This is a genomic window from Adlercreutzia sp. ZJ473 (genome assembly GCF_013185065.1).
In the GTDB taxonomy this organism is placed as follows: domain Bacteria; phylum Actinomycetota; class Coriobacteriia; order Coriobacteriales; family Eggerthellaceae; genus CAAEEV01.
The window spans coordinates 14379-34786 of record NZ_JAAVTO010000028.1 but is presented as its reverse complement, the minus strand read 5'-3'; the positions used below and the strand labels follow the sequence as shown (position 1 = coordinate 34786).

Annotated in this window: 15 protein-coding genes; 13 read left to right on the top strand and 2 right to left on the bottom strand. The window is 66.3% G+C overall.

From position 1 onward, the window contains the following. Window positions 1-145 precede the first annotated feature (145 nt). The 4 genes from folP to HRL41_RS06860 all read left to right on the top strand — a co-directional run bounded on the left by folP (window position 146) and on the right by HRL41_RS06860 (window position 5019). Entirely contained in the window at window positions 146-1459 is a 1314-nt protein-coding gene (folP, locus tag HRL41_RS06875; protein ID WP_172136122.1) for a dihydropteroate synthase, read from the top strand. A 209-nt stretch (window positions 1460-1668) separates the two neighbouring features. Continuing rightward, on the top strand, window positions 1669-2541 hold the full coding sequence (locus HRL41_RS06870) for a biotin--[acetyl-CoA-carboxylase] ligase (protein WP_172136121.1): 873 nt from the start codon (window positions 1669-1671) through the stop codon (window positions 2539-2541). Window positions 2542-2599: 58 nt separating this feature from the next. After that, window positions 2600-4183, top strand: a complete 1584-nt coding sequence (locus tag HRL41_RS06865) for an MATE family efflux transporter (RefSeq protein WP_253904758.1) — start codon at window positions 2600-2602, stop codon at window positions 4181-4183. 191 nt (window positions 4184-4374) lie between these two features. Beyond that, window positions 4375-5019 (top strand): biotin transporter BioY, encoded by a 645-nt coding sequence (locus tag HRL41_RS06860; RefSeq protein ID WP_172136120.1) that lies wholly within the window; start codon window positions 4375-4377, stop codon window positions 5017-5019. Window positions 5020-5096: 77 nt separating this feature from the next. Here the strand turns inward: HRL41_RS06860 and HRL41_RS06855 are convergent, their stop codons facing one another. Further along, the gene (locus tag HRL41_RS06855) at window positions 5097-5789 is read right to left on the bottom strand and encodes a response regulator transcription factor (RefSeq protein WP_165170784.1); all 693 of its coding nucleotides are present in this window, start codon (window positions 5787-5789) and stop codon (window positions 5097-5099) included. A gap of 133 nt (window positions 5790-5922) precedes the next feature. Between HRL41_RS06855 and HRL41_RS06850 the strand changes: the two genes are divergently transcribed. The 3 genes from HRL41_RS06850 (at window position 5923) to HRL41_RS06840 (ending at window position 9427) form a co-directional block, all read left to right on the top strand. Beyond that, on the top strand, window positions 5923-6705 hold the full coding sequence (locus HRL41_RS06850; protein ID WP_172136119.1) for a type III pantothenate kinase: 783 nt from the start codon (window positions 5923-5925) through the stop codon (window positions 6703-6705). A 225-nt stretch (window positions 6706-6930) separates the two neighbouring features. Further along, the gene (locus tag HRL41_RS06845; RefSeq protein ID WP_172136118.1) at window positions 6931-8619 is read left to right on the top strand and encodes a formate--tetrahydrofolate ligase; all 1689 of its coding nucleotides are present in this window, start codon (window positions 6931-6933) and stop codon (window positions 8617-8619) included. A 181-nt stretch (window positions 8620-8800) separates the two neighbouring features. Continuing rightward, window positions 8801-9427 (top strand): cyclodeaminase/cyclohydrolase family protein, encoded by a 627-nt coding sequence (locus HRL41_RS06840; RefSeq protein WP_253904757.1) that lies wholly within the window; start codon window positions 8801-8803, stop codon window positions 9425-9427. A gap of 7 nt (window positions 9428-9434) precedes the next feature. On the opposite strand, the gene HRL41_RS06835 is transcribed toward HRL41_RS06840, so the two are convergent. Continuing rightward, entirely contained in the window at window positions 9435-10706 is a 1272-nt protein-coding gene (locus tag HRL41_RS06835) for an MFS transporter (RefSeq protein ID WP_165170778.1), read from the bottom strand. Window positions 10707-11315: 609 nt separating this feature from the next. Here HRL41_RS06835 and HRL41_RS06830 point away from each other — a divergent pair. The 6 genes from HRL41_RS06830 to HRL41_RS06805 all read left to right on the top strand — a co-directional run bounded on the left by HRL41_RS06830 (window position 11316) and on the right by HRL41_RS06805 (window position 20337). Further along, the gene (locus tag HRL41_RS06830) at window positions 11316-12293 is read left to right on the top strand and encodes a LysR family transcriptional regulator (protein ID WP_165170776.1); all 978 of its coding nucleotides are present in this window, start codon (window positions 11316-11318) and stop codon (window positions 12291-12293) included. Window positions 12294-12557: 264 nt separating this feature from the next. Continuing rightward, window positions 12558-13901 (top strand): MFS transporter, encoded by a 1344-nt coding sequence (locus HRL41_RS06825; protein WP_165170775.1) that lies wholly within the window; start codon window positions 12558-12560, stop codon window positions 13899-13901. A 153-nt stretch (window positions 13902-14054) separates the two neighbouring features. After that, window positions 14055-16493, top strand: a complete 2439-nt coding sequence (locus HRL41_RS06820; RefSeq protein ID WP_172136117.1) for a molybdopterin-dependent oxidoreductase — start codon at window positions 14055-14057, stop codon at window positions 16491-16493. A 46-nt stretch (window positions 16494-16539) separates the two neighbouring features. Continuing rightward, entirely contained in the window at window positions 16540-16872 is a 333-nt protein-coding gene (locus HRL41_RS06815; protein WP_165170771.1) for a hypothetical protein, read from the top strand. Between the two features lie 82 nt (window positions 16873-16954). Then, window positions 16955-17230 carry a hypothetical protein gene (locus tag HRL41_RS06810; RefSeq protein ID WP_172136116.1) on the top strand — a complete coding sequence of 92 codons (276 nt, stop codon included), beginning with the start codon at window positions 16955-16957 and terminating at the stop codon, window positions 17228-17230. Window positions 17231-17235: 5 nt separating this feature from the next. Then, window positions 17236-20337 carry a BadF/BadG/BcrA/BcrD ATPase family protein gene (locus HRL41_RS06805; protein WP_172136115.1) on the top strand — a complete coding sequence of 1034 codons (3102 nt, stop codon included), beginning with the start codon at window positions 17236-17238 and terminating at the stop codon, window positions 20335-20337. Window positions 20338-20408 lie beyond the last annotated feature (71 nt).

Below are 20408 nucleotides of genomic sequence, written 5' to 3'. Positions count from 1 at the left end.
GCGGGCGCGGGCGGCGCTGCGAGCGGCGGCGACGCGGCGGCGGGCTCCGCGCCGGGCGCGCAGGCGCCGGCAGCGGGTGCGAGCCCGTACGCGAACCCGTATGCGAACCCGTACGGCGTGGACAAGCGCGGGGACGAGTAGCGCCATGAAGTGGACCTGCGGCACCTTCACGTTCGACACGAGCGTGCCCGTCATCATGGGCATCCTGAACGTCACGCCCGACTCGTTCTCCGACGGCGGCGCGTACGCCGCGCCCGAGGCGGCGGTGGCGCATGCCGAGGAGATGGCCGCCCAGGGAGCCGCCGTCATCGACGTGGGCGGCGAGTCCACGCGCCCGGGCGCGGCCCCGGTCACGCCCGCGGAGGAGTGGGCGCGCATCGAGCCGGTGGTGCGCGCGCTCGTGGAGCGCGGGATGTGCGTGTCGGTTGACACGCGGCACGCCGACGTGGCCGCGCGCGCGGTGCGCGCGGGCGCCTCGGTCGTCAACGACGTGTCGGGCTTCCGCGACCCGGCCATGGTCGAGGTGGCGCGCGAGAGCGACGCGGGGCTCGTGGTCATGCACATGAGGGGCGAGCCGGCCACCATGCAGGACGACACCGCGTACGTTGACGTGGTGTCCGAGGTGCGCGACTACCTGCGCGAGCGCTGCGCCGCGCTCAAGGCGGCGGGCGTCGCGCGCGAGCGGATCTGCGTCGACCCCGGTCCGGGCTTCGGCAAGACGCCGAAGCAGACCATCGAGCTCATGCGCAACCTGCACGAGCTGGTCCACCTGGGCTATCCCGTGATGGCGGCCCCCTCGCGCAAGAGCTACGTGGGCTACGCCTACCACATCGACGACCCGCTCGAGCGCGACGCGGCCTCCGCCGCCGAGGCGCTCCTCGCCTGCGAGCTGGGGGCCGGCGTGGTGCGCACGCACAACGTGGAGGAGACGGCGCGCGCGCTGGCCGACCTGCGGCCCTACGTGCTTCTGGGCCTGGGGTCGAACGTGGCCCTGGTGGCAAGCCCCGGCGAGGAGACCGAGGGCAAGATCGCGCAGATCAACCATGCCATCGGGCAGCTGTGCGCGCTGCCTGACTCCCAGATCATCGACGTCGCGAGCTTCTACGGCAGCGAGCCGGCCTACCTCGAGGACCAGGAGGACTTCGTGAACACGGTGGTGCTGATGCGCTGCGGCATCCCGCCGCGCGAGCTTCTGGGCTACCTGCACGCCGTCGAGAACAGCCTGGGCCGCGTGCGCGAGGTGGAGAACGGGCCGCGCACGCTCGACGTCGACATCCTCGACTACCAGATGTACGACTTCTCCACCGACGAGCTCACGCTGCCGCACCCCCGCGTCACCGAGCGCGACTTCGTGGTGAAGCCGCTGCTCGAGATCTTGCCGGGACACGTGCTGGCGGACGGCACGCCCGTCGACGCCGTGCCCGAGTCCGACCGAGTCGGCCGCGCGTGGAAGTTGTAGGTTGGTTCCGCTTGCCCTGACGGAACGGGCGGAACGCTCGACGCTGCGGCTTCTTGCGGCACCTGACCTAGCCCCTTGTGCGCTTTCCTTCGCGTACGGAGTACGCTCAGCCGCGCGGCGGGGCTATCTCAGGCACTGCAAGAACCCTCGCTGACGTTACGAACGACAAGGGCGGTTTGTGCAGCTGTTGCAAGAGAGGGAAAGTCCTTATGTTTCGCTTGCGAACCTATGACGAGGTTACGTCGACGAACGACCTGGTGAAGCGCGCGCTTGAGGAGGGGGAGCCCGAGGGGCTCGCCGTGGGGGCGCGGGCGCAGACGGCCGGGTACGGCCGGCAGGGGCGCGCGTGGAAGAGCCCCGAGGGCGGCATGTACGTGTCGCTGCTGTTGCGCCCGCAGGTGCCGCTGGCGCAGCTTCCCACGTTGAGCCTGGTCGCGGGCATGGCCGTGCGCCGCGCGCTCGTCGCGCTCGCTCCCGGCGCCGCCGCGCGCGTGAAGATCAAGTGGCCCAACGACGTGGTGCACACCCCTGCCCGCGCCGCGGAAGGAGCCCCCTTTCGCCTCGCGAAGCTCTGCGGCATCTCGCTGGAGTCGCACGCGGGCGGCATCTGCGTGGGGATCGGCGTGAACGTGCTCTCGCCGCAGGGCTCAGGCGCGCAGGCGGTCGGCGGCAAGAACGCGCCCGCCTACGTGAGCGAGCTTTTCGCGCCCGTCCCTGACGCGCCGCCCGCTCCCGACGTGCCGCCCGCTCCCGACGTGCCGCCCGCCCCCGACGCGCCACGCGCCCCCGAAGCGCCGTCCGCCCCCGACATTCCCGTCGTGCGCGCGGCCGTGCTCGAGGCGTTCTCGGAGCTCTACCCCGCGTGGACGGCGCACGGCTTCGCCCCGCTTCTGCCTGAGTACGCCGCGCACGCCGCCCTCGACGGGCTGCGCGTCTCCGTCGAGAACCTCGACGGCTCGCCGGTGGCCGAGGGCGTGGTGCGCGGCGCGGACGAGCAGGGCCGCCTTCTGGTCGAGCCGCCGCTCGGTGGCGATTTGGTCGCAGTTTCCTCGGGTGAGGCGCATATCTCGTCCGTTCGCTAGCAACCGCCCGCTCCGCGCGCTACAATGTGCCGGAGCAAGACGGGAAGGCATGTGAACAATGGTACGATCAGACGAGCGCATCGAAGGCAGATTGGACGGCGAGGGCAAGCCGGGTGACGGCGTAAGCGGCGGCATCTCCGGCGGCAGCGTCCCAGGCGACGACGCCAGCGGCGACGCCGCAGGCGAGCGCGGCAAGGAGGCGGCGCCCGCCTCGAAGGGCGACGCGAAGGTCGCGCGCATGGGCACGGCGTCGGTGCCGAAGCTCGTGGTGGAGTTCGCCATCCCGTCGGTGGTGGGCATGCTGGTGAACGGCTCGTACGCCATCATCAACTCGGTGTTCCTCGGCAACGCCGTGGGCGAGATCGGCCTGTCGGCCATCACGGTGGCCAACCCCATGCTCATCGTGTTCATGGCGTTCGCCATGCTCGTGGGCAACGGCGGCAACGCGCTCGCGGCGCTGCGCCTGGGCGAGGGCCGGCACGGCGAGGCCGAGCGCGCGCTGGGCAACGTGGTGTTCCTGAGCCTGGTGGTGTGGGTCATCGTGGCGTTGGCTGCCGCGAGCCCCCTGATCATCGACGCAGTGCTCACCGTCTCGAGCGCCACTGACGACGTGCGCCCCTACGCGCGCATCTACATCCAGATCCTGTGCTTCGGCTTCATCTTCCAGATGATCGGCATGGGCGTGAACAACTTCATCCGCACCTCGGGCGCGCCGATCCGCGCGCTGGTCACCATGGTGGCCGGGCTTCTGTCCTCGGTGGCGTTCAACTTCCTGTTCGTGATGATGCTCGGCTGGGGCATCGTGGGCAGCGCGTGCGCGTCGCTCGCCGGCCAGGCGCTCTCGTGCGCCCTGGTGCTGTGGTACTTCATCGGCGTGAAGGACGCGCCCATGCACCTGCGCCTGCGCTACCTGCGCCCGCAGCCGCGCCTCGTGGGCAGCATCTTCGCGCTCGGCTTCCCCAGCTTCGCCATCCAGGCGGGCATGGCCATCATCAACTTCCTGCTGAACTACCAGCTGGTGAAGTACGGCGCTCTCACGGTGATCGGCGCGGAGAACGCGCTGGCGTCCATCGGCGTGGTGCAGCGCATCGGCCAGTTCTCGGTGATGCCGGTGATCGGCGTGGCCGTGGCCATCCAGCCGCTTCTGGGCTACAACTACGGCGCGCGCAAGATCGACCGCGTGCGCAGCGCGTACAAGTGCGGCGTGGTGGGCGCCTCGGCCATCTGCGTTGCGATCTGGGCGTGCATCTACCTGTTCACGGCCGGCGTGGTGAGCGCGTTCGGCATCACGAACCCCGACCTCAACGAGTTCACGGTGTTCGCCATGAAGGTGCAGTTCGTGACGCTGCCGCTCGTGGGCTTCCAGATCGTGTCGTCGAACTACTTCCAGGCCACGGGCCAGCCGGCGAAGTCGATCTTTCTGTCCCTCACGCGCCAGATCGTGTTCCTGGTGCCGCTCATCTGGCTTCTGCCCGACCTGCTGCCGCTCATGGCCCCCGCGCTCAACGGCCTCGACGCGCTGTACTTCGCGCAGCCTGTCGCCGACGCGCTCTCCATCTGCGTGACGGCGTGCTTCGTGGCGTTCGAGATGCGCCGGCTGGGAAGGGTGCAGCGCGGCGAGGTCGACCTGAAGGTGAGGTAGCGGCTCCGCGCAGGCGGTGTGCAGGCGCGGGCGTCGGCTCGGTGGCGCGCAGGCGCGCCTGCCCGTCGGCGGCAGCGACCTCGCGCGCATGGCGGAGGTGTAAGCGCGCGGAAACGCGCCAGGAGCACGCGTGCGCTATAATGCGTCTGTTCTTTTTCAGCGCGTTCATCTGAGGGAAGAGAGGATCGATTATGGAACAAGCTAAGGCGCATGCGACGAGCTCGTCGCGGACGCGCTCCATCGCGTTCGTGGGCCTGACGGTGGCCATCATGGCCGTCTCGGCGTGGGTGACCATCCCCATCGGGCCGGTGCCCGTCACGCTGCAGATGTTCGCCGTCACCTTCGCCATCGTGGTGCTCAAGCCGAAGGAGGCCATCGCGGCCATCGTGTGCTACCTGGCGCTCGGCGCCGTGGGCGTGCCGGTGTTCTCGGGGATGCGCGGCGGCATCGGCGTGCTCGCCGGGCCGACGGGCGGCTTTCTGTGGGGCTACCTGTTCGGCGTGACTGCCGCGGTGCTGTTCCTGCACGTGGTGCGCACGCGCACGGACTGGGACGTGAGCCTCAGGGCCGCCGAGGTGGATCCCGCTGCTGAGGCGAAGCTCTCCTTCGCGCAGAGGTTCGCGCGCTTCATGCGCATCTCGGGCGTCGAGGTGGTGGCGGGCGTGCTGTTCACCTGCATCGCGTATCTGTGCGGCTGTGCCCAGTTCATGCCCGTCATGGGAGTGGGGCCCGAGGCCGCCTTCCTCGCCTGCGTCGCCCCCTTCGCGGGAATCGACTTCTTGAAGATCCTCGCCGCCGTGGCCTGCGCCCGCGTAGTGCGCTCCGCCGTGAGGTAGGGGCTTTCGGGCGCAGGTCGGCTTGCGGCTGGCCTGCGCCCGTCGTGCTTCGGGGTCCTGCGCTCGCAGCTCCTGCGCTATGCGCGGAACCGGTAGCCGTAGCCGCGGACCGTCTCCACCATCGTGGGGTCGTAGCCGGCGGCGGAGATCTTGTCGCGCAGGCGCTTGATGTGGGTGTCCACCGTCTTCGTCTCGGTGAGGTACTCCCAGCCCCAGGCGTCGCGCAGGAGGTCCTCGCGGGACACCACCTTCCCGGCGCTCTTCATCAAGCACGCCATCAGCTCGAACTCGCGCGGCGTGAGGTCGATCTCGCCTGCGTCGCCGCGAGCGACGTGCGCGTCCTCGTCGATGGTGATGCCGCTGGCCGTGATGGCGCTGGCGCTGCCCTGCATCTCGCCGGAGCCGCGGCGCAGGAGCGCGCGGATGCGGGCGATCAGCTCGCGCACGCCGAAGGGCTTGGCCAGGTAGTCGTCGCCGCCGATCTCGAGCCCCACCACCTTGTCGAGCTCGGTGTCGCGCGCCGACAGGAACAGCACGGGCGCCGCGGTCCTCGAGCGCAGGCGGCGGCACAGCTCGTAGCCGTCGATGCCGGGCAGCATGATGTCGAGGACGAACAGGTCGTAGGCGTTCTTCGCCGCAAGCGCGAGCGCGTCCTCGCCGCTGTTGACGATGTCGGCGGCGTAGCCTTCCTTGCTCAGGGCGTACCCGACGAACTCGGTGATGGAAGGCTCGTCGTCAACGACAAGTATGCGGCTCTGCTTATCGGTCATGGCTCTGCCTTTCTCTCGTGAACCGGCCGAGTGGCTTTCGGGGACCGTTCGTTGGGCGATTGCTATAATGTCTGCGATCACTATAGCGAAAGCAACGGGCAACTTCGGAAAGCTAAGGGCGTTTGTCATAATTATGTTACTTACGATTGACGTGGGGAACACGCATACCGTGGTGGGCGTCTACCGCGGCTTTGACAAGGTGGAGCCGCATGCGGTGTGGCGGGTTGCCACCAGCAAGCGCGACGCGGCCGACGACGTGCGCGCCAAGCTCCTGCCGCTCATGGCGGCCGCGGGCGTCACGGCGCATGACGTCGACGCGGCGGCGATGGCCTCGGTGGTGCCGGCGCTCACGCGCGCCTGGTCGGACGCGGTGCGCGAGCTGGCGGGCGTCGAGGCGCGCCTGTGCACGGCCGAGGCCGCCAGCGCGGCGGGCCTGTTCAAGAGCGCGTACCCCAACCCGCGCGAGATCGGCGCCGACCGCGTGGCCGACGCCGTGGCGGCGCGCGCCCTCTTCGGCGCGCCGGTGGTGGTGGTCGACTTCGGCACCGCCACCAACATCGAGGTCGTCGACGAGGACGGGAGCTTTTTGGGCGGCATCATCGCCCCGGGCGTGGAGACGAGCGCAAGCGCCTTGTTCTCGCACGCCACGCGCCTGTCGACCATCGACCTCGCAGCGCCTCCGGCCGCCGTCGGCAAAAGCACCGAGGAGGCCGTGCAGGCGGGCATCGTGCTCGGCGAGGCCGACCGCGTGGACGGCCTGGTGCGCCGCATCTTCGCCGAGCTGGGCCGCACGTGCCCGGTGGTGGCCACCGGAGGGCTCTCGGCGCTCGTGGCCGCGCACTCGAGCGAGATCACCGAGGTGCTGCCCGAGCTCACGCTGGAGGGACTGAGGCTGCTCGCCTCCGCGCGCCGGTAGCGTCCTCGTTTCCGTACGAGCCTCCGCGTCACCTCGCCTCCGCGTCGCGCCGCGCTCTCCCGCGCACGCTGCTCGCCACCAGTCTGGCTTCTCGCGCCCTTGGCGCGCTCAACGTGGAAACCGCCTGCCAAGCCCGCTAAAATGAGCTCATTCTGGCAAACGAGGCGCGGTGCGTCGCGCGGCGAGGCGCGACGGCGTGCGTCATGAGGAGAAAGCGGGCCCGACGTGTTGACCGACATTGAAATTGCCCAAGCAGCGCACCCGGAGCGCATCGGCGAGATTGCCAAAAAGGCTGGCATCAGCGAGAAGTACCTTGAGTGCTACGGAAACTACAAGGCCAAGGTTGACTACAACCTGCTGCGCGAGGAGGAGCATGCGCCCGGCAAGCTCATCCTGGTGACGGCCATCAACCCCACGCCGGCGGGCGAGGGCAAGACCACCACCACGGTGGGCCTGGCCGACGCGCTGGCGCGCCGCGGCAAGAACGTCATGGTGGCGCTGCGCGAGCCGTCGCTCGGCCCCGTGTTCGGCATCAAGGGCGGCGCCGCGGGCGGCGGGTACGCCCAGGTGGTCCCCATGGAGGACATCAACCTGCACTTCACGGGCGACTTCCACGCCATCGGCGCGGCGAACAACCTGCTGGCTGCGCTTCTGGACGCGCACATCCACAACGGCAACGAGCTGGGCATCGACGTGCGCAAGATCACGTGGAAGCGCGTGGTGGACATGAACGACCGCCAGCTGCGCAACATCGTGGACGGCCTCGGCGGCAAGGCCCACGGCGTGCCGCGCGAGGACGGCTTCGACATCACGGTGGCCTCCGAGGTCATGGCCATCTTCTGCCTCGCCACCTCCATTACCGACCTCAAGGAGCGCCTCGGCCGCATCGTGGTGGGCTACACCTACGACGACCAGCCCGTCACCGCGCACGACCTGCACGCGGAAGGCGCCATGACCGCGCTTCTGAAGGACGCCCTCAAGCCGAACCTCGTGCAGACCCTCGAGGGCACGCCGGCGTTCGTGCACGGCGGCCCCTTCGCCAACATCGCGCACGGCTGCAACTCCATCATGGCCACGCGCATGGCCATGGCGCTCGGCGACTACTGCGTGACCGAGGCCGGCTTCGGCGCCGACCTCGGCGCGGAGAAGTTCCTCGACATCAAGTGCCGCCTGGCGGGCCTCAAGCCCGACGCGGTGGTGGTGGTCGCCACGGTGCGCGCGCTCAAGAACCACGGCGGCGTGTCGAAGGCCGACCTCAACGAGGAGAACCTCGAGGCGCTCGAGGCGGGCCTGCCGAACCTGCTGCAGCACGTGGAGAACATCACGAAGGTGTACAACCTGCCCTGTGTGGTGGCGATCAACGCGTTCCCCACGGACACGAAGGCCGAGCTCGACCTGGTGGAGGCCAAGTGCCGCGAGCTGGGCGTGAACGTGGCGCTGTCCGAGGTGTGGGCGCGCGGCGGCGAGGGCGGCCTTGCGCTCGCCGACGAGGTGGTGCGCCTGTGCGCCGAGGGCGACGCCGAGGGGCGCAGCGCCGACACCTTCGAGTTCGCCTACGGCGACGAGCTCACGCTGGCGGAGAAGATCGAGGCCATCGCGCAGCGCGTGTACCATGCCGACGGCGTGGTGTTCGAGCCGAGCGCGAAGAAGGAGCTCGCGCAGCTCGAGAAGCTCGGCTTCGGCGGCATGCCCGTGTGCATGGCCAAGACGCAGTACTCGTTCTCCGACGATCAGGCCAAGCTCGGCGCGCCGCGTGACTTCCAGATCACGGTGCGCCAGGTGAAGGTGAGCGCGGGCGCCGGCTTCGTGGTGGCGCTCACGGGCTCCATCATGACCATGCCGGGCCTCGGCAAGACGCCCGCCGCGTTCAAGATCGACGTGGACGAGACCGGCAAGATCTCCGGGTTGTTCTAATCTTTTGCGAGGTGGTATGGCGCGCGGTTTCGCTTTGACGTGAAAAAGCCCCGCTAAGTTTGGACACTGACGGGGCTTCACTCAAACGACGCTGCCCGGACTGGCGGGGCGCCTCTAACTCGCATAGTAGCACGGTCGCCTGGCGCTGTCCAGATTGGCTGTGCAGAAGGAGCGGAACTCCATGTTGGATGCTGCTTTCATCGACGAGCTGGCGAGCTCCGCTCCCGTTCCCGGCGGGGGCGGGGCTTGCGCCTGCTGCGGGGCGCTCGCCTCGGCGCTCGCCTCCATGGTGGGCAACCTCACGGTGGGGAAGGCCCGCTACGCCGACGTCGAGGGCGAGGTGCTCTCGTCGCTGGGATGCTTGGCCACGTTGCGGGAGCGCCTGGTCGCGCTCGTCGACGAGGACGCGCGCGCCTTCGAGCCGCTGGCGGCGGCCTACCGCATGCCGCGCGAGACGCCCGACGAGCGTGCGGCCAAGGAGGACGCGCTGCAGGAGGCGCTCGTCGGCGCGACTGAGGTGCCGCTCGAGATCATGCGCGCGTGCGTCGAGGTGCTGCGCGAGTGCGACTTCATGGCGCGCTGCGGCAGCCGCATGGCGGTGTCGGACGCGGGCGCCTCCGCGCTCTTCGCGAAGGCGGCGCTCCAGGGCGCGAGCTTGAACGTGCTCATCAACGCGGGGTCGATGGCCGACGCCGCTCGTGCGGAAGCGTATCGCGCGCAGGCTGAGCAGCTCGTCGACGAAGGCACGCGCCTCGCCGACGCGGTGTACGCCTTCGTGCTCGACGAGCTCGGCGGCGCCGCGGCCTGAGCGTCGCTCAGTTCGCCTGCGTCCTTGCCTCATCGAGTCGCTTCATGTCGCGGTTCCACATCTTGGAGAAGGGGATGACGTCGGCGAGTGCGATGGCGGACAGTGCGAGCAGTGCTGCAAATACGCCCAGGCGGTTCTCGGCGCCGCCGACGGCCGCCTGCACGGCGATGTTGAGGAGCGAGCCGAACAAGATGGCGAGGTTCGCGATGGAAAGGTTGAGCGGGTAGTTCTTCGAGCCAAAGCGTTGGCGGGAGAACGCCGAGGTGGCGACAGGGACGGTGCCGTAGCAGAAGCCGCAGCACACCGCTCCGATCACGTAGAAGACGCCCATGCCAGTGGCGAACGCGACGAAGATGCCGCCTGCGGCGATGACGGCCACGCCGGCGTTGACGGCCATGGTGACCTTGACGTTGGTCTTGTCGTACACGACGCCCATGACGATGCGTGCCAGGCCGTTCGCCGTGGAGACGACCCCTACGAGCATGGTGGCGAACGCCGTGTCGAGGCCGACCAGCTGAGCGTCAGACGCGCAGCTTCCGATGGTGGCAAGGCCGATGGCGATGACGATGATGGCCCAGATCCAGTACACATAGAACGAAGGAGTGGAGAGGGGCTTGTCGTTGTCAGCGGGGTCGTCGCCAGTGGTGACGGCTTCCTTGCCCGTCATGATCTCTATGATGTTCTCCGGCGGACGTTTGAGTATGAATGCGCAGGCTAACGCAACCGCGAACGTCGCTATGCCGAGCGCTATGAGCACGGGGGTGAGCCCCGCTGATGCGACGAAGCTCAGGGACAGGTTGCCGACGAGCAGCGCGGAGACGCCGAACCCCATCATGAGCACGCCGGATGAGAAGCCCACCTTGTCGGGAAACCACACGTTGGTGGTGGCGATGATGGAGTTGTACCCGATGCCCACGCCCATGCCGCCGCATACGCCGTAGAGCAGGTAGACCGCCATGATGCTGCCGTAGCCGAAGAGCCCCGTTCCGGCGAACCCCACGAGAAACATGATCCCCGCGCATATGATGGAGCCCCTGACCCCGACGACCTTCTCGATTTGCGAGCCGATGACGGCGCCCACGCAAAACGCCATCATCATGATGTTGAACGTGAGGCTCACGTCGTTCTTCTCGAGTTCGAACGTGGCGCACATGGGCGCGGAGAATAGGGAGAACGCGTATATGAGGCCGAGGAAGAGAAGCGAGACGGTGGACACGGCCAGATAAGCGACCCTCTTCCGTCTTATCTGTGCTACTTTCAGATCAGCGTTTTCAGCCATGGCGAACCCCCTCAACGGCATCTTTCTTTGGCATTACCAGGCTATCGGCAAACGTTTTCGAGCGCTTTCAACGATTGGTTGCGCGCACCCCTACCGTTAGTTCGTTGTGTAGGGGAGAGGCGGTTCGTAACATGGGGCTACCGTAAACGGCGCAGCGAACGGAGGCGCTGCTTCGGCTTGCTGTGTAACGGCTTCATGAAGGAGGAGATCGTATGTGTTTCAGACCACCTGATACGACGTCGGGCCCGCTTATCTGTCCCGAGTGCGGCAAGAAGATCGTGTCGCCCAATTTCCGCCCCGTCGTCTGCCCGTTCTGCAAGGCGCCGCTTCCCGAGGCAGGCGCTCCGGCCTCGCCCGGAGCCCCAGCTCCTGCCATGCCTGGTGCCCCGAAGGGCCCGCAGCCGCCTTCGGCTCCCAAAGCATAGGGGGAGGCAACATACCAGGGTGGCGGCCGCAAGGCGGACGCTCTATGCATGGGCCGCTTGGCGTTTCAACGCCAAGCGGCATTGTCGTGCGTTCGGTGACGTGGGGGCAGGCAGACTTGAGGGGTTGAAGACGGCATCGAAGGGTGATTCAAGGCACGGATCCATCTTGGACCAGGGGGGAATCATGCATGTTGAGTATCTGTACTACTTCAAGGATTTTTCCGAGACACTTTCCATTTCCAAGACCGCGACAAACTTCTATATGACGCCCCAAGGCGTCAGCCGGGCGATTCACCAGCTCGAGAAGGACTTCGGCGTGACGCTCACCTCGTATCGGAACAACGTCATATCGCTCACGCCGGCGGGACGCGAGTTGAGCCGGCAGGTTGACGGCGTCATTGACGCGCTGGAGCGCGTCAAGGGGACGCTCGCCGGATACCGTCTCGCGGAGATCGGGGGAGGTGCGCGCCATGAAACGGTCAGGGTTACGGTGACGCCGTGCGTGTCGCAGTACGTCGCCACGTTCCTCGACATCCAGAAGCCGGGGCAGTTCCCGTTCAACGTCAAGTTCAAGGAGTCGAACGTTTACCGTGTGGTTCCCCATATCGTCGCTCGCGGCGGCGAGGATTCCTTCGGGTTCATCTCGATACCCGCCATCGAGAAGTACTGGGGGTTCGTGCAAAAGCTGATGGAGGAGAGCGACATGGAGTACGAGGCGCTGTTCACGTCGCCGCTCGTCGCCCTCGTGTCAGCCTACTCCCCTCTGGCTGGCAAGTCTGAGATCGTGCCAGGCGACGTCGACGGCTGCTCGGTGGCGCGTTACCAGGACACGGTGCTCGGCGACGCGCTCGATGACTACATACGGGAGGAGTGCGTCAAGACGGTGACGAACGCCACGCCCGTCATCTACGCGCGCATCATGGAGAACCAGTTCATAAGCTTCGCCCCCAAGCTCATCGAGGGTGTGGGCGTCTTGCCTGACCGCATCAGAACCGTTCCCACGCGGGGGTTCTTCAGCACGGAGTTCGGCGTGTTGGTGCCGCGTGTCGACGGGGAGTCGCCGCGCGTCCAAGAGGTCATCTCGTTCATGAAGAAGCGCGTGCGCGAAGGCGCCGAGCGTGGTCGCTTCGCGGGCACGTTTGAACTTGCGCAAGGGCGGTAAGGCCGCGCCTCGCGCTGGGCTCTTCGCGTGCTCCAGCACGTGTAAGAGCTTGCAAAGCACCAGCTCAAGCTGTCATCACTACGGTCTGTTGAAGCGCTTAAACATCCTGCTGATCGACCTGCCCGCCTTGCCCATCGTAAGGTTTTCCTAGAGCGTTTGAAGGGGGCTAGAGCGAGAGGGGGAACACGCCTGGATGCAGGCAGCCCACCATTTGTTCAGGCATGCCTTTCAGGGGGAAAGGCTCACATTCTTAAGGGGGTTGAAATGCCAAACGCTTCTGGTGCAGCTCAGGCTAAGCCTGAGTACACAATCGCAGATCGAATGAACCGCATCCCGACGTCTCCGCATACGGTCGTCATCATCTTCTTCGTGCTCATGGGGTGGTTTGCCGAAACCATCGACCTGGGCGGAACGAGCTTCTTGATGCCGACCATTCGCGAATACTTCGAAATGGATGCCACAACGGGCGGCTACTACTCGTCAATCTGCTTCTTGGGCATGTTCATCGGTGCCATCGGCGCCGGCCGCATCGCTGACCGCATCGGCCGCAAGAAGACCATCGTCGGTGCCATGCTCCTCTGGGGTATTGCCGGGTTCGCCCTGGTGTTCTCGCCCAACATCTACTACCTGTTCACCATGCGCTTCATATTGGGCGTTGGCTTGGGCGGGCAGTTCCCCGTGGCCCTCAGCTATCTCTCCGAGATCGTCTCGGGTGCCGAGCGTCCGAAGTACATGACGCTCTACCAGCTCATGACGCCCATCGGTTTCGCGGTGGCCGGAGTGCTCACCGTGCTCATCCTGCCGCACTTCGACTGGCGCGGCGTGTACCTGGCTGAGGCGCTCCCGGCGCTGTTCATCATCGGCATCATCAAGACGTGCCCCGAGTCGCCCCTGTGGCTTGAGGCGAAGGGGCGATACGACGAGGCTGATGCCATCTGCACGAAGTTCGAGCAGGAGGCCATCGCCCGCCACAAGGAGCTGCCCGAGCCGGTTCGCATCGAGCGCACCGATAAGAAGGCGTCGTTCAAGGACCTGTTCAGCCCGAAGTACCTGAGGGTCACCGTTCTGTGCTTCTTCGTGTGGTTCATCAGCATGTTCAGCGACTACGGCCTGACTACGTGGCTCACCACCATCCTCATGGAGAAGGGCTTCGACGTCGTCCAGTCCACTGGGTTCGTGACCATCGGCATCCTGGGCGGCATCCCGGCATGGTTCTTCGCAACATGGTCTGCCAAGAAGCTCGGGCGCAAGAAGACGTTCCTCATCGCCGGTTTGTGCACGTCGATCTTCGGCATCGCCTACGGTGCGTCCACCACGTTGGTCATGCTGATCATCACGGGCATCCTGTATCAGTTCGGCAAGTACCTCAACGCCATGATGATGGCTCTGTACACGCCAGAGTTGTACGAGACCAACATTCGCACTACGGGCAACGGCCTGGCGACGTCCTGGGGCCGCATGGGCTCCATCTTGGGACCCATCATCCTGGCGGGCGTCATGACCAGCTTCGGCGTGTACACCACCATGTACATCGCAGCCGCCATGGTCATCATCCCCGGCCTGCTGGTGTTCCTGTTCGGCCCTGAGACCAAGGACAAGACGTTCTAGCGAGGCGTCTTGGAGGCAAAGGCGCTGGCGGCACGCTGGCGCATGTGCGCGGCGCTCCCCGAGGGGCTCGTTGGGGAGCGCGTTCGCAGCAGGGGGAACTACCTGCGTGCGCAGGAGGCACGCAGGGTCCAATAGAGAGAAGAGAGGACAGCAATGGAGAAGAAAGTACGTACCGTGTGCTTCGATTGCCATTCGAAGTGCGGCGTCATTCTCACCGTGAATGACAACAACGAGATCACGCGCGTTGAGGGCGATCCGGACTGCCCGGTCAACGACGGCATCCTGTGCGTGAAGGCGTTCTCGGCTCCCGAGATCCACGCCCATCCCGATCGCCTGAAGTACCCCATGAAGCGCAAGACCTGGTCGGTCGACGAGCCTCACACCGAGAACCGCGGCAAGGACGAGTGGGAGCGCATCACGTGGGACGAGGCCATCGACCTCATCGAGGCGAAGGTGCGCAAGGTCATCGACGAGTACGGCCCGCAGTCCGTCATCATCTCCCAGGGCACCGGCCGTGGCTCCAACCACTTCCTCGACCGCCTGAACAACTCCTGGAACGGCGGCGGCAAGGTGTGGCCGACCCATGTCTGCCTGCTCCCCAACTTGGCTCAGACGCATGTGACCTGGGGTCGCATGTTCCATCCCCACGAGGCGTGCGACTATCGCAACGCCGGCTCCATCGTCATGTGGGGCACCAACCCCATCCGCTCGCGCCAGTACTCCGGCCTGCGCATCATGGACGCCAAGCGCAACGGCGCCCACGTCGTGGTGGTGGACCCGGTGTTCCGCGACATCGGCGCGAAGGCCGACCTGTGGGTCCCGGTTCGCCCCGGCACCGACGGCGCGCTGGCCATGGGCCTTGCCAACCTCATGTTCACGAGCGGCAAGTTCGAGCGTGCTCACGAGATGCTCATCAAGTGGACCAACGCCCCGTTCCTCATCAACGCCGACGCTCGTATGATGCTGCGTGAGGCCGAGCTTTCCGAGGACGGCTCTGACGAGCGCTACGTGGTGTGGGATGAGAACGCGAACGACATCGCCATCTGGCATCCCGAGACCGAGAGCTTCAACCGCGAGGACGTGCGCCCTGCGCTCATGGGCGCCTTCGAGGTGACGCTCAAGGACGGCTCGAAGATGACCTGCAAGACCGGCCTCGAGACCTACAAGGACGAGATCGCCGTGTGGACGCCCGAGAAGGTGTCCTCCGTCACCTGGACCCCGGTCGAGAAGATCCTGCAGATGTTCGACATCATCACCAACCCTGCCGACGACAAGCCGTCGCTTCTGACCGCCTACCTGGGCGCCTGCATGATGACCTCCAACGCGCTGCAGTCCGGCCGCGCCATCACCATCCTCCAGCTGCTGCTCAACCCGCCGCTGGACGACAAGGGCGGCATCTACTTCAACACCTTCTGGGAGTTCATGCTCGACCCGAAGATCACCGCGTACGACCGCGTTCCCCCGAAGCTGCGCCTGGGCTACGACAAGCATCCCATGTACACGCAGGTCTACGGCAACGCCAACATCCCCAACGACGTATGGGAGTCCATGATCACGGGCGAGCCGTGGCCGGCCAAGGTCATGATCTCGGTTGCGAACGACCCGCTGGGCTGCTTCGAGGACTCGCAGAAGATCCACAAGGCGCTCACGGGCGACGTTCTGGAGCTGAACGTCGACATGGACTACTTCATGACCCCGGGCAACGAGATCGCCGACATCGTCCTGCCGGCTGCCCACTGGTCTGAGCGCGTCGGCGTGTTCGACGAGGAGCTCTACCCCGAGCCCTGCCCGTTCATCATCCCGCAGAAGGCCGTGCTTCCTCCTGGTGAGGCGCGCGACGACTGGGACTTCCAGCGCGAGCTGGGCAAGCGCTTCGCTCCCGACCTGTGGCCATGGGAGAGCTCCGAGGAGATGCAGCTGTGGCGCCTGAACGAGTTCCACCTGATCCCCAACGGCAAGGAGCCCATCACCGACTACGAGAAGGCCGCCGAGATCGGCTACTTCATCGAGTACGGCGGTGAGAACCGCACCACCAGGCAGCATGAGAAGGGCCTGGTCAAGTTCCAGACGCCGACGGGCCGCATCGAGGTGTACTCCGAGCAGATGCCCTCGTACGGCTACAACTCCCCGCTGCCGAGCTACAGCGAGCCGTTTGAGAGCCCGTATCAGACGCCAGAGGTGTACAAGGAGTTTGACCTGTGTCTGACCACCGGCGCGCGCGACTACGCGTTCTACCACTCCGCATGGACCAACATCGCGCACCAGCGCATCTTGGAGCCCTGGCCTTACGTCGAGCTCAATGACGAGGACGCGCGCGAGCGCCAGATCTCCGAGGGCGAGTGGCTGTGGGTCGAGACCCGCCGCGGCAAGATCCGCGCGAAGGCCCGCATCTCCAAGGGCGTCATCAAGGGCGCAGCTTCCATGTGCCGCCCGAACTACAAGCACGCCTGCGAGGAGCTCAACCTTCCTGGCTTCAGCTGGGATCAGGCCAACCCCAACGTTCTGTGCACTGCGGAAGGATCTGACCCGGGCTTCGGCGCTGCGCCCATGCGCAGCATGCTGTGCAAGGTTTCCAAGGTGAACGAGTTTTAATTTGATTCGCTGAATCTGACGCGAGTGAGTAACGAAGGGATTGATCATGGCAAAGAAAATTGGAGTGCTCGTAGAGCTTGACTACTGCGTGGGGTGCTCGGCGTGCCAGCTGGCGTGCCAGAACTACTACGACCTGCCTGTGACCGACACGTACATGCGCGTGTTCCTCGGGAAGCCCGATGTGGTTGACGGCCGTCACGAGATGTTCATGTCGCCGTATCCGTACCGCCTCGACAAGTGCGCGTACTGCCTGGAGAAGGAGGAAGGCAACGCTCCCTGCGCCGCCATCTGCATCTCCCATGCGCTGCATGTTGGCGAGCTTGACGAGATCAACAAGCTGGCAGATGAGACTGAGGGCCACTTGGCGGTATATCGCTAGGTTTGGCGTCTGAGGCTTTGAGTTGAGCTTGGCGGGCCGGGGCGTGAAGCCCCGGTCCGCCTTTCGCTAGGAGGGAAGTGCCATGACGTTTTCCTGCACCGACTGCTCCCGTTGCGGGAAGTGCTACGACAAGCGCTCGACGTGCGCCGCATGCGGCGGCGACATCAACCTGCTCGATGACGCTTGTCCGAACTGCGGCGAGCCCATCACCGACGTGATGCGCTCCCGTGCCAAGCAGGCCTACCTCGCGAAGAAGAAGGTTGAGCACGAGCAGATCATCGCGCTTGCGGCGGCGGCAAAAAAGCGTCGTGAGGCGAATCAGACGCCGCGGCCTGTCTACCCTTGGGAGCAGGGATAAGTTCCATGGGCGTCTCAAGCAAGGAGGGCTCCGGCGCAACGCCGCTTCGCATGGGCATCGACATCGGGTCGAAGACCATCAAGATCGTCGTACAAGACGATGATGGAGAACTGTTGTACTCAAGCTACGATCGACACCTCTCCAACGTGAGGGAGACGCTCTCCTACGTGGTGCGCAACGCCATGCGACGCTACCCGAGCGAGCTGTTCGCGGTGGGCGTCACCGGCTCGGCGGGCATGCAGCTGGCGGGCGCGCTGGGCCTTCCGTTCACGCAGGAGGTCGTCGCCTGCCGCCGGGCGCTTGAGCGCCTCATCCCTGAAGCCGACGTTGCCATTGAGATCGGCGGGGAGGACTCCAAGATCCTCTTTCTGTCCGACGGCGAGGAGCTGCGCATGAACAGCACGTGCGCAGGAGGCACAGGCGGCTTCATCGACACCATAGCGGGCATGCTGGACGTCAACGCCGAGAAGCTCAACCACCTGGCGCACGGATGCGCCACCATCCACCCCATCGCCTCGCGGTGCGCGGTGTTTGCGCAGATGGACGTGAGGCCCTTGTTGAACGAGGGCGTCTCGCGCGAGGACATCGCCGGCTCGGTCTTCGACGCGGTGTCTGTCCAGTGCATAGCCGGGCTGGCATGCGGGCGGCCCATCACGGGCAAGGTCGCCCTGCTCGGCGGGCCGCTTCATTTCCTATCGTACTTGCGCGGGCGGTTCAAGGAGCGCCTGGGGCTTTCCGACGAGGACATGCTGGTGCCCGCCGAAGGACACCTGTTCGTCGCCCAAGGAGCTGCTTTCGAGGCTCGCGGCGAATCGTCCTGCACGCTGGCGCAGCTGCTGGATCAGCTGGAGGGCGTTTCCTGGGATGACGGCGCCACCCTCTCGCGCCTCGAGCCCCTGTTCGCCTCGCGTGACGAGCATCGCCGTTTCGCAGACGAGCATGCGCGCTGCCGCGCACCTCGCGCTGGCCTGGCAAGCTATGAGGGGCGCGCTTTTCTGGGCGTGGACTCGGGGTCGGAGGCGATCAAGTACGCGCTGGTCTCCGAGGACGGTCGCATCTTGCGCACCGGGTACGAGCGTTCGGCGGGAAATCTCATGGAAGTGGCGCGTGACATGCTGTCCGACCTGCGGAAGCGCCTTCCGCGCCTGCATGACGGCAACCCGGCTATCACTATCGCGCACGCTTGCGTCACGGGATATGGCGAGGGATACCTCAAGCAGGCGTTCTCGTTCGACTCGGGCGAGGTGGAGACGGTCTCCCATGTGCGCGCGGCACTCGAGCTTGTTCCTGACGTGGACTTCATCTTGGACATCGGCGGTCAGGACATCAAGTGCGTCTACCTGCGCGACGGGGCGGTTGACGACGTGGTCTTGAACGAGGCGTGCTCGAGCGGATGCGGGGCGCTGCTCTCGGGGATGGCGTGGTCGATGAACGTGCGGCTCGATCGCTTCGTCAACGCGGCGCTTACGGCTGAGAACCCCGTTGACCTGGGGACGCGTTGCACGGTGTTCATGACCTCGCGCGTGCGGCATGCGCAGAAGGAAGGCGCGAGCACGGGGGACATATCGGCAGGGCTCGCGTACTCCGTGGTGAGAAACGCGCTCGAGAAGGTCATGCGCGTACGCGACGCGTCCGCCTTGGGCGAGAGCATCGTGGTGCAGGGCGGGACGTTCTCCAACGACGCAGTGCTGCGGGCCTTCGAGCGCGTATGCGGTCGCACGGTGCACCGACCGGACATCGCCGCCTACATGGGGGCATACGGCGCTGCGCTCATCGCGCGGGAGCGCGGGCGCGGCCAGTCGACGTCGGCGCTGCTTTCGCGCGAGCGCATGAGGGGGCTTTCCTGCGCTGGAAAGACGGTGACGTGCCGTCGCTGCCCAAACGCCTGCACGCTCATGGTCACGACGTTCTCTGATGCGGGGGAGAGGCGAACCTTCACGGTGGGAAACCGCTGCGAGCGTGGTGCGGGCGAGCAAGCGCATCCTGGGGGGATGCGTGCGGGGGCGTCGAGCACGAGGACGCTACCTGATCTGTTCGACTGGCGCTATCACGCCCTGTTCGATCGTCCCTCGCTTGAGCTGAGCGACGCGCGACGCGGGGAGATCGGCGTGGTGCGCGCCCTCGACATGTACGAGACGTATCCGTTCTGGCATGCGCTCCTGTCGGCGCTTGGGTTCCGCGTCGTGCTGTCTTGCGGCGAGCTGCGAGGCCGGGCTTTGGAGACTATACCGTCTGAGTCGGTGTGCTATCCGGCGAAGCTCGCCCACGGTCAGCTGCTCGACCTGATCGACCGCGGGGTGGACACCGTCTTTCTGCCCCTTGTGGACGGCGTGAGCATGCCGAGGTCTGCCTGCCCGGTGGCGGCGGGCTACGGCCTCGTGCTCGCGGAGAACGTGAGCACGGCGGATCGGCAGAAGGTCCGCTTCGTCATGCCGCAGGTCGCGTGTCTGCTGGGGGACGCGCGGGATGATTTCCCGGATGCGGCCGCAGCGCTCGCAGAAGTCGTTCGCGCGTCGCTTGCGTCGGCGTGGCCTGACGTCACGCGTGCTGAGGTCGACGTGGCGGTACGGGCAGGACGTGCCGCGCAGAGCGCTTTCAGGCGCGCCCTGCGGGCGGAGGGCGCGCGCGCCTTGGAGCAGATCGCCGCGTCAGGCGCGCGCGGCATTGTGCTGGCGGGCCGTCCCTATCACGTTGACCCGGCGGTTCACCATGGCATTCCGGGGCTCTTGCGATCGTGCGGGTACGCGGTGCTGACTGACGACTGCCTCGGTGCCCGGCAGGCGCCTGGCGCGGGGGAGCGCTTGTGGGAGTATCCTGACCGGCTGCTGGCGGCGGCGCAGCTCGTCGCGCGTCACGACGAGCTCGAGCTGGTTGAGCTGTGCTCGTTCGGCTGCGGCTTGGATGCCGCGGCGTCTGACAAGGTGAGGGACGTCCTGCGGGCGTCCGGGAAGATGATGACGATGCTCAAGATCGACGAGATGTGCGATCTTGCGGCGGTGCGCATTCGCATAAGGTCGCTGGCGGCGGCACAGGCGGGCATCATCGGCCTCAGGACGCGTGAGCTGCGGGGCGGCATGGCAGGCGAGAGAGCAAGGGGTCTTCGATGAGAGAGCGCCTGATCATTCCCCTTCCGTCCGATTGGCACGGGGGGTTCCTCTCTGCGGCGGCGCAAGGCGCC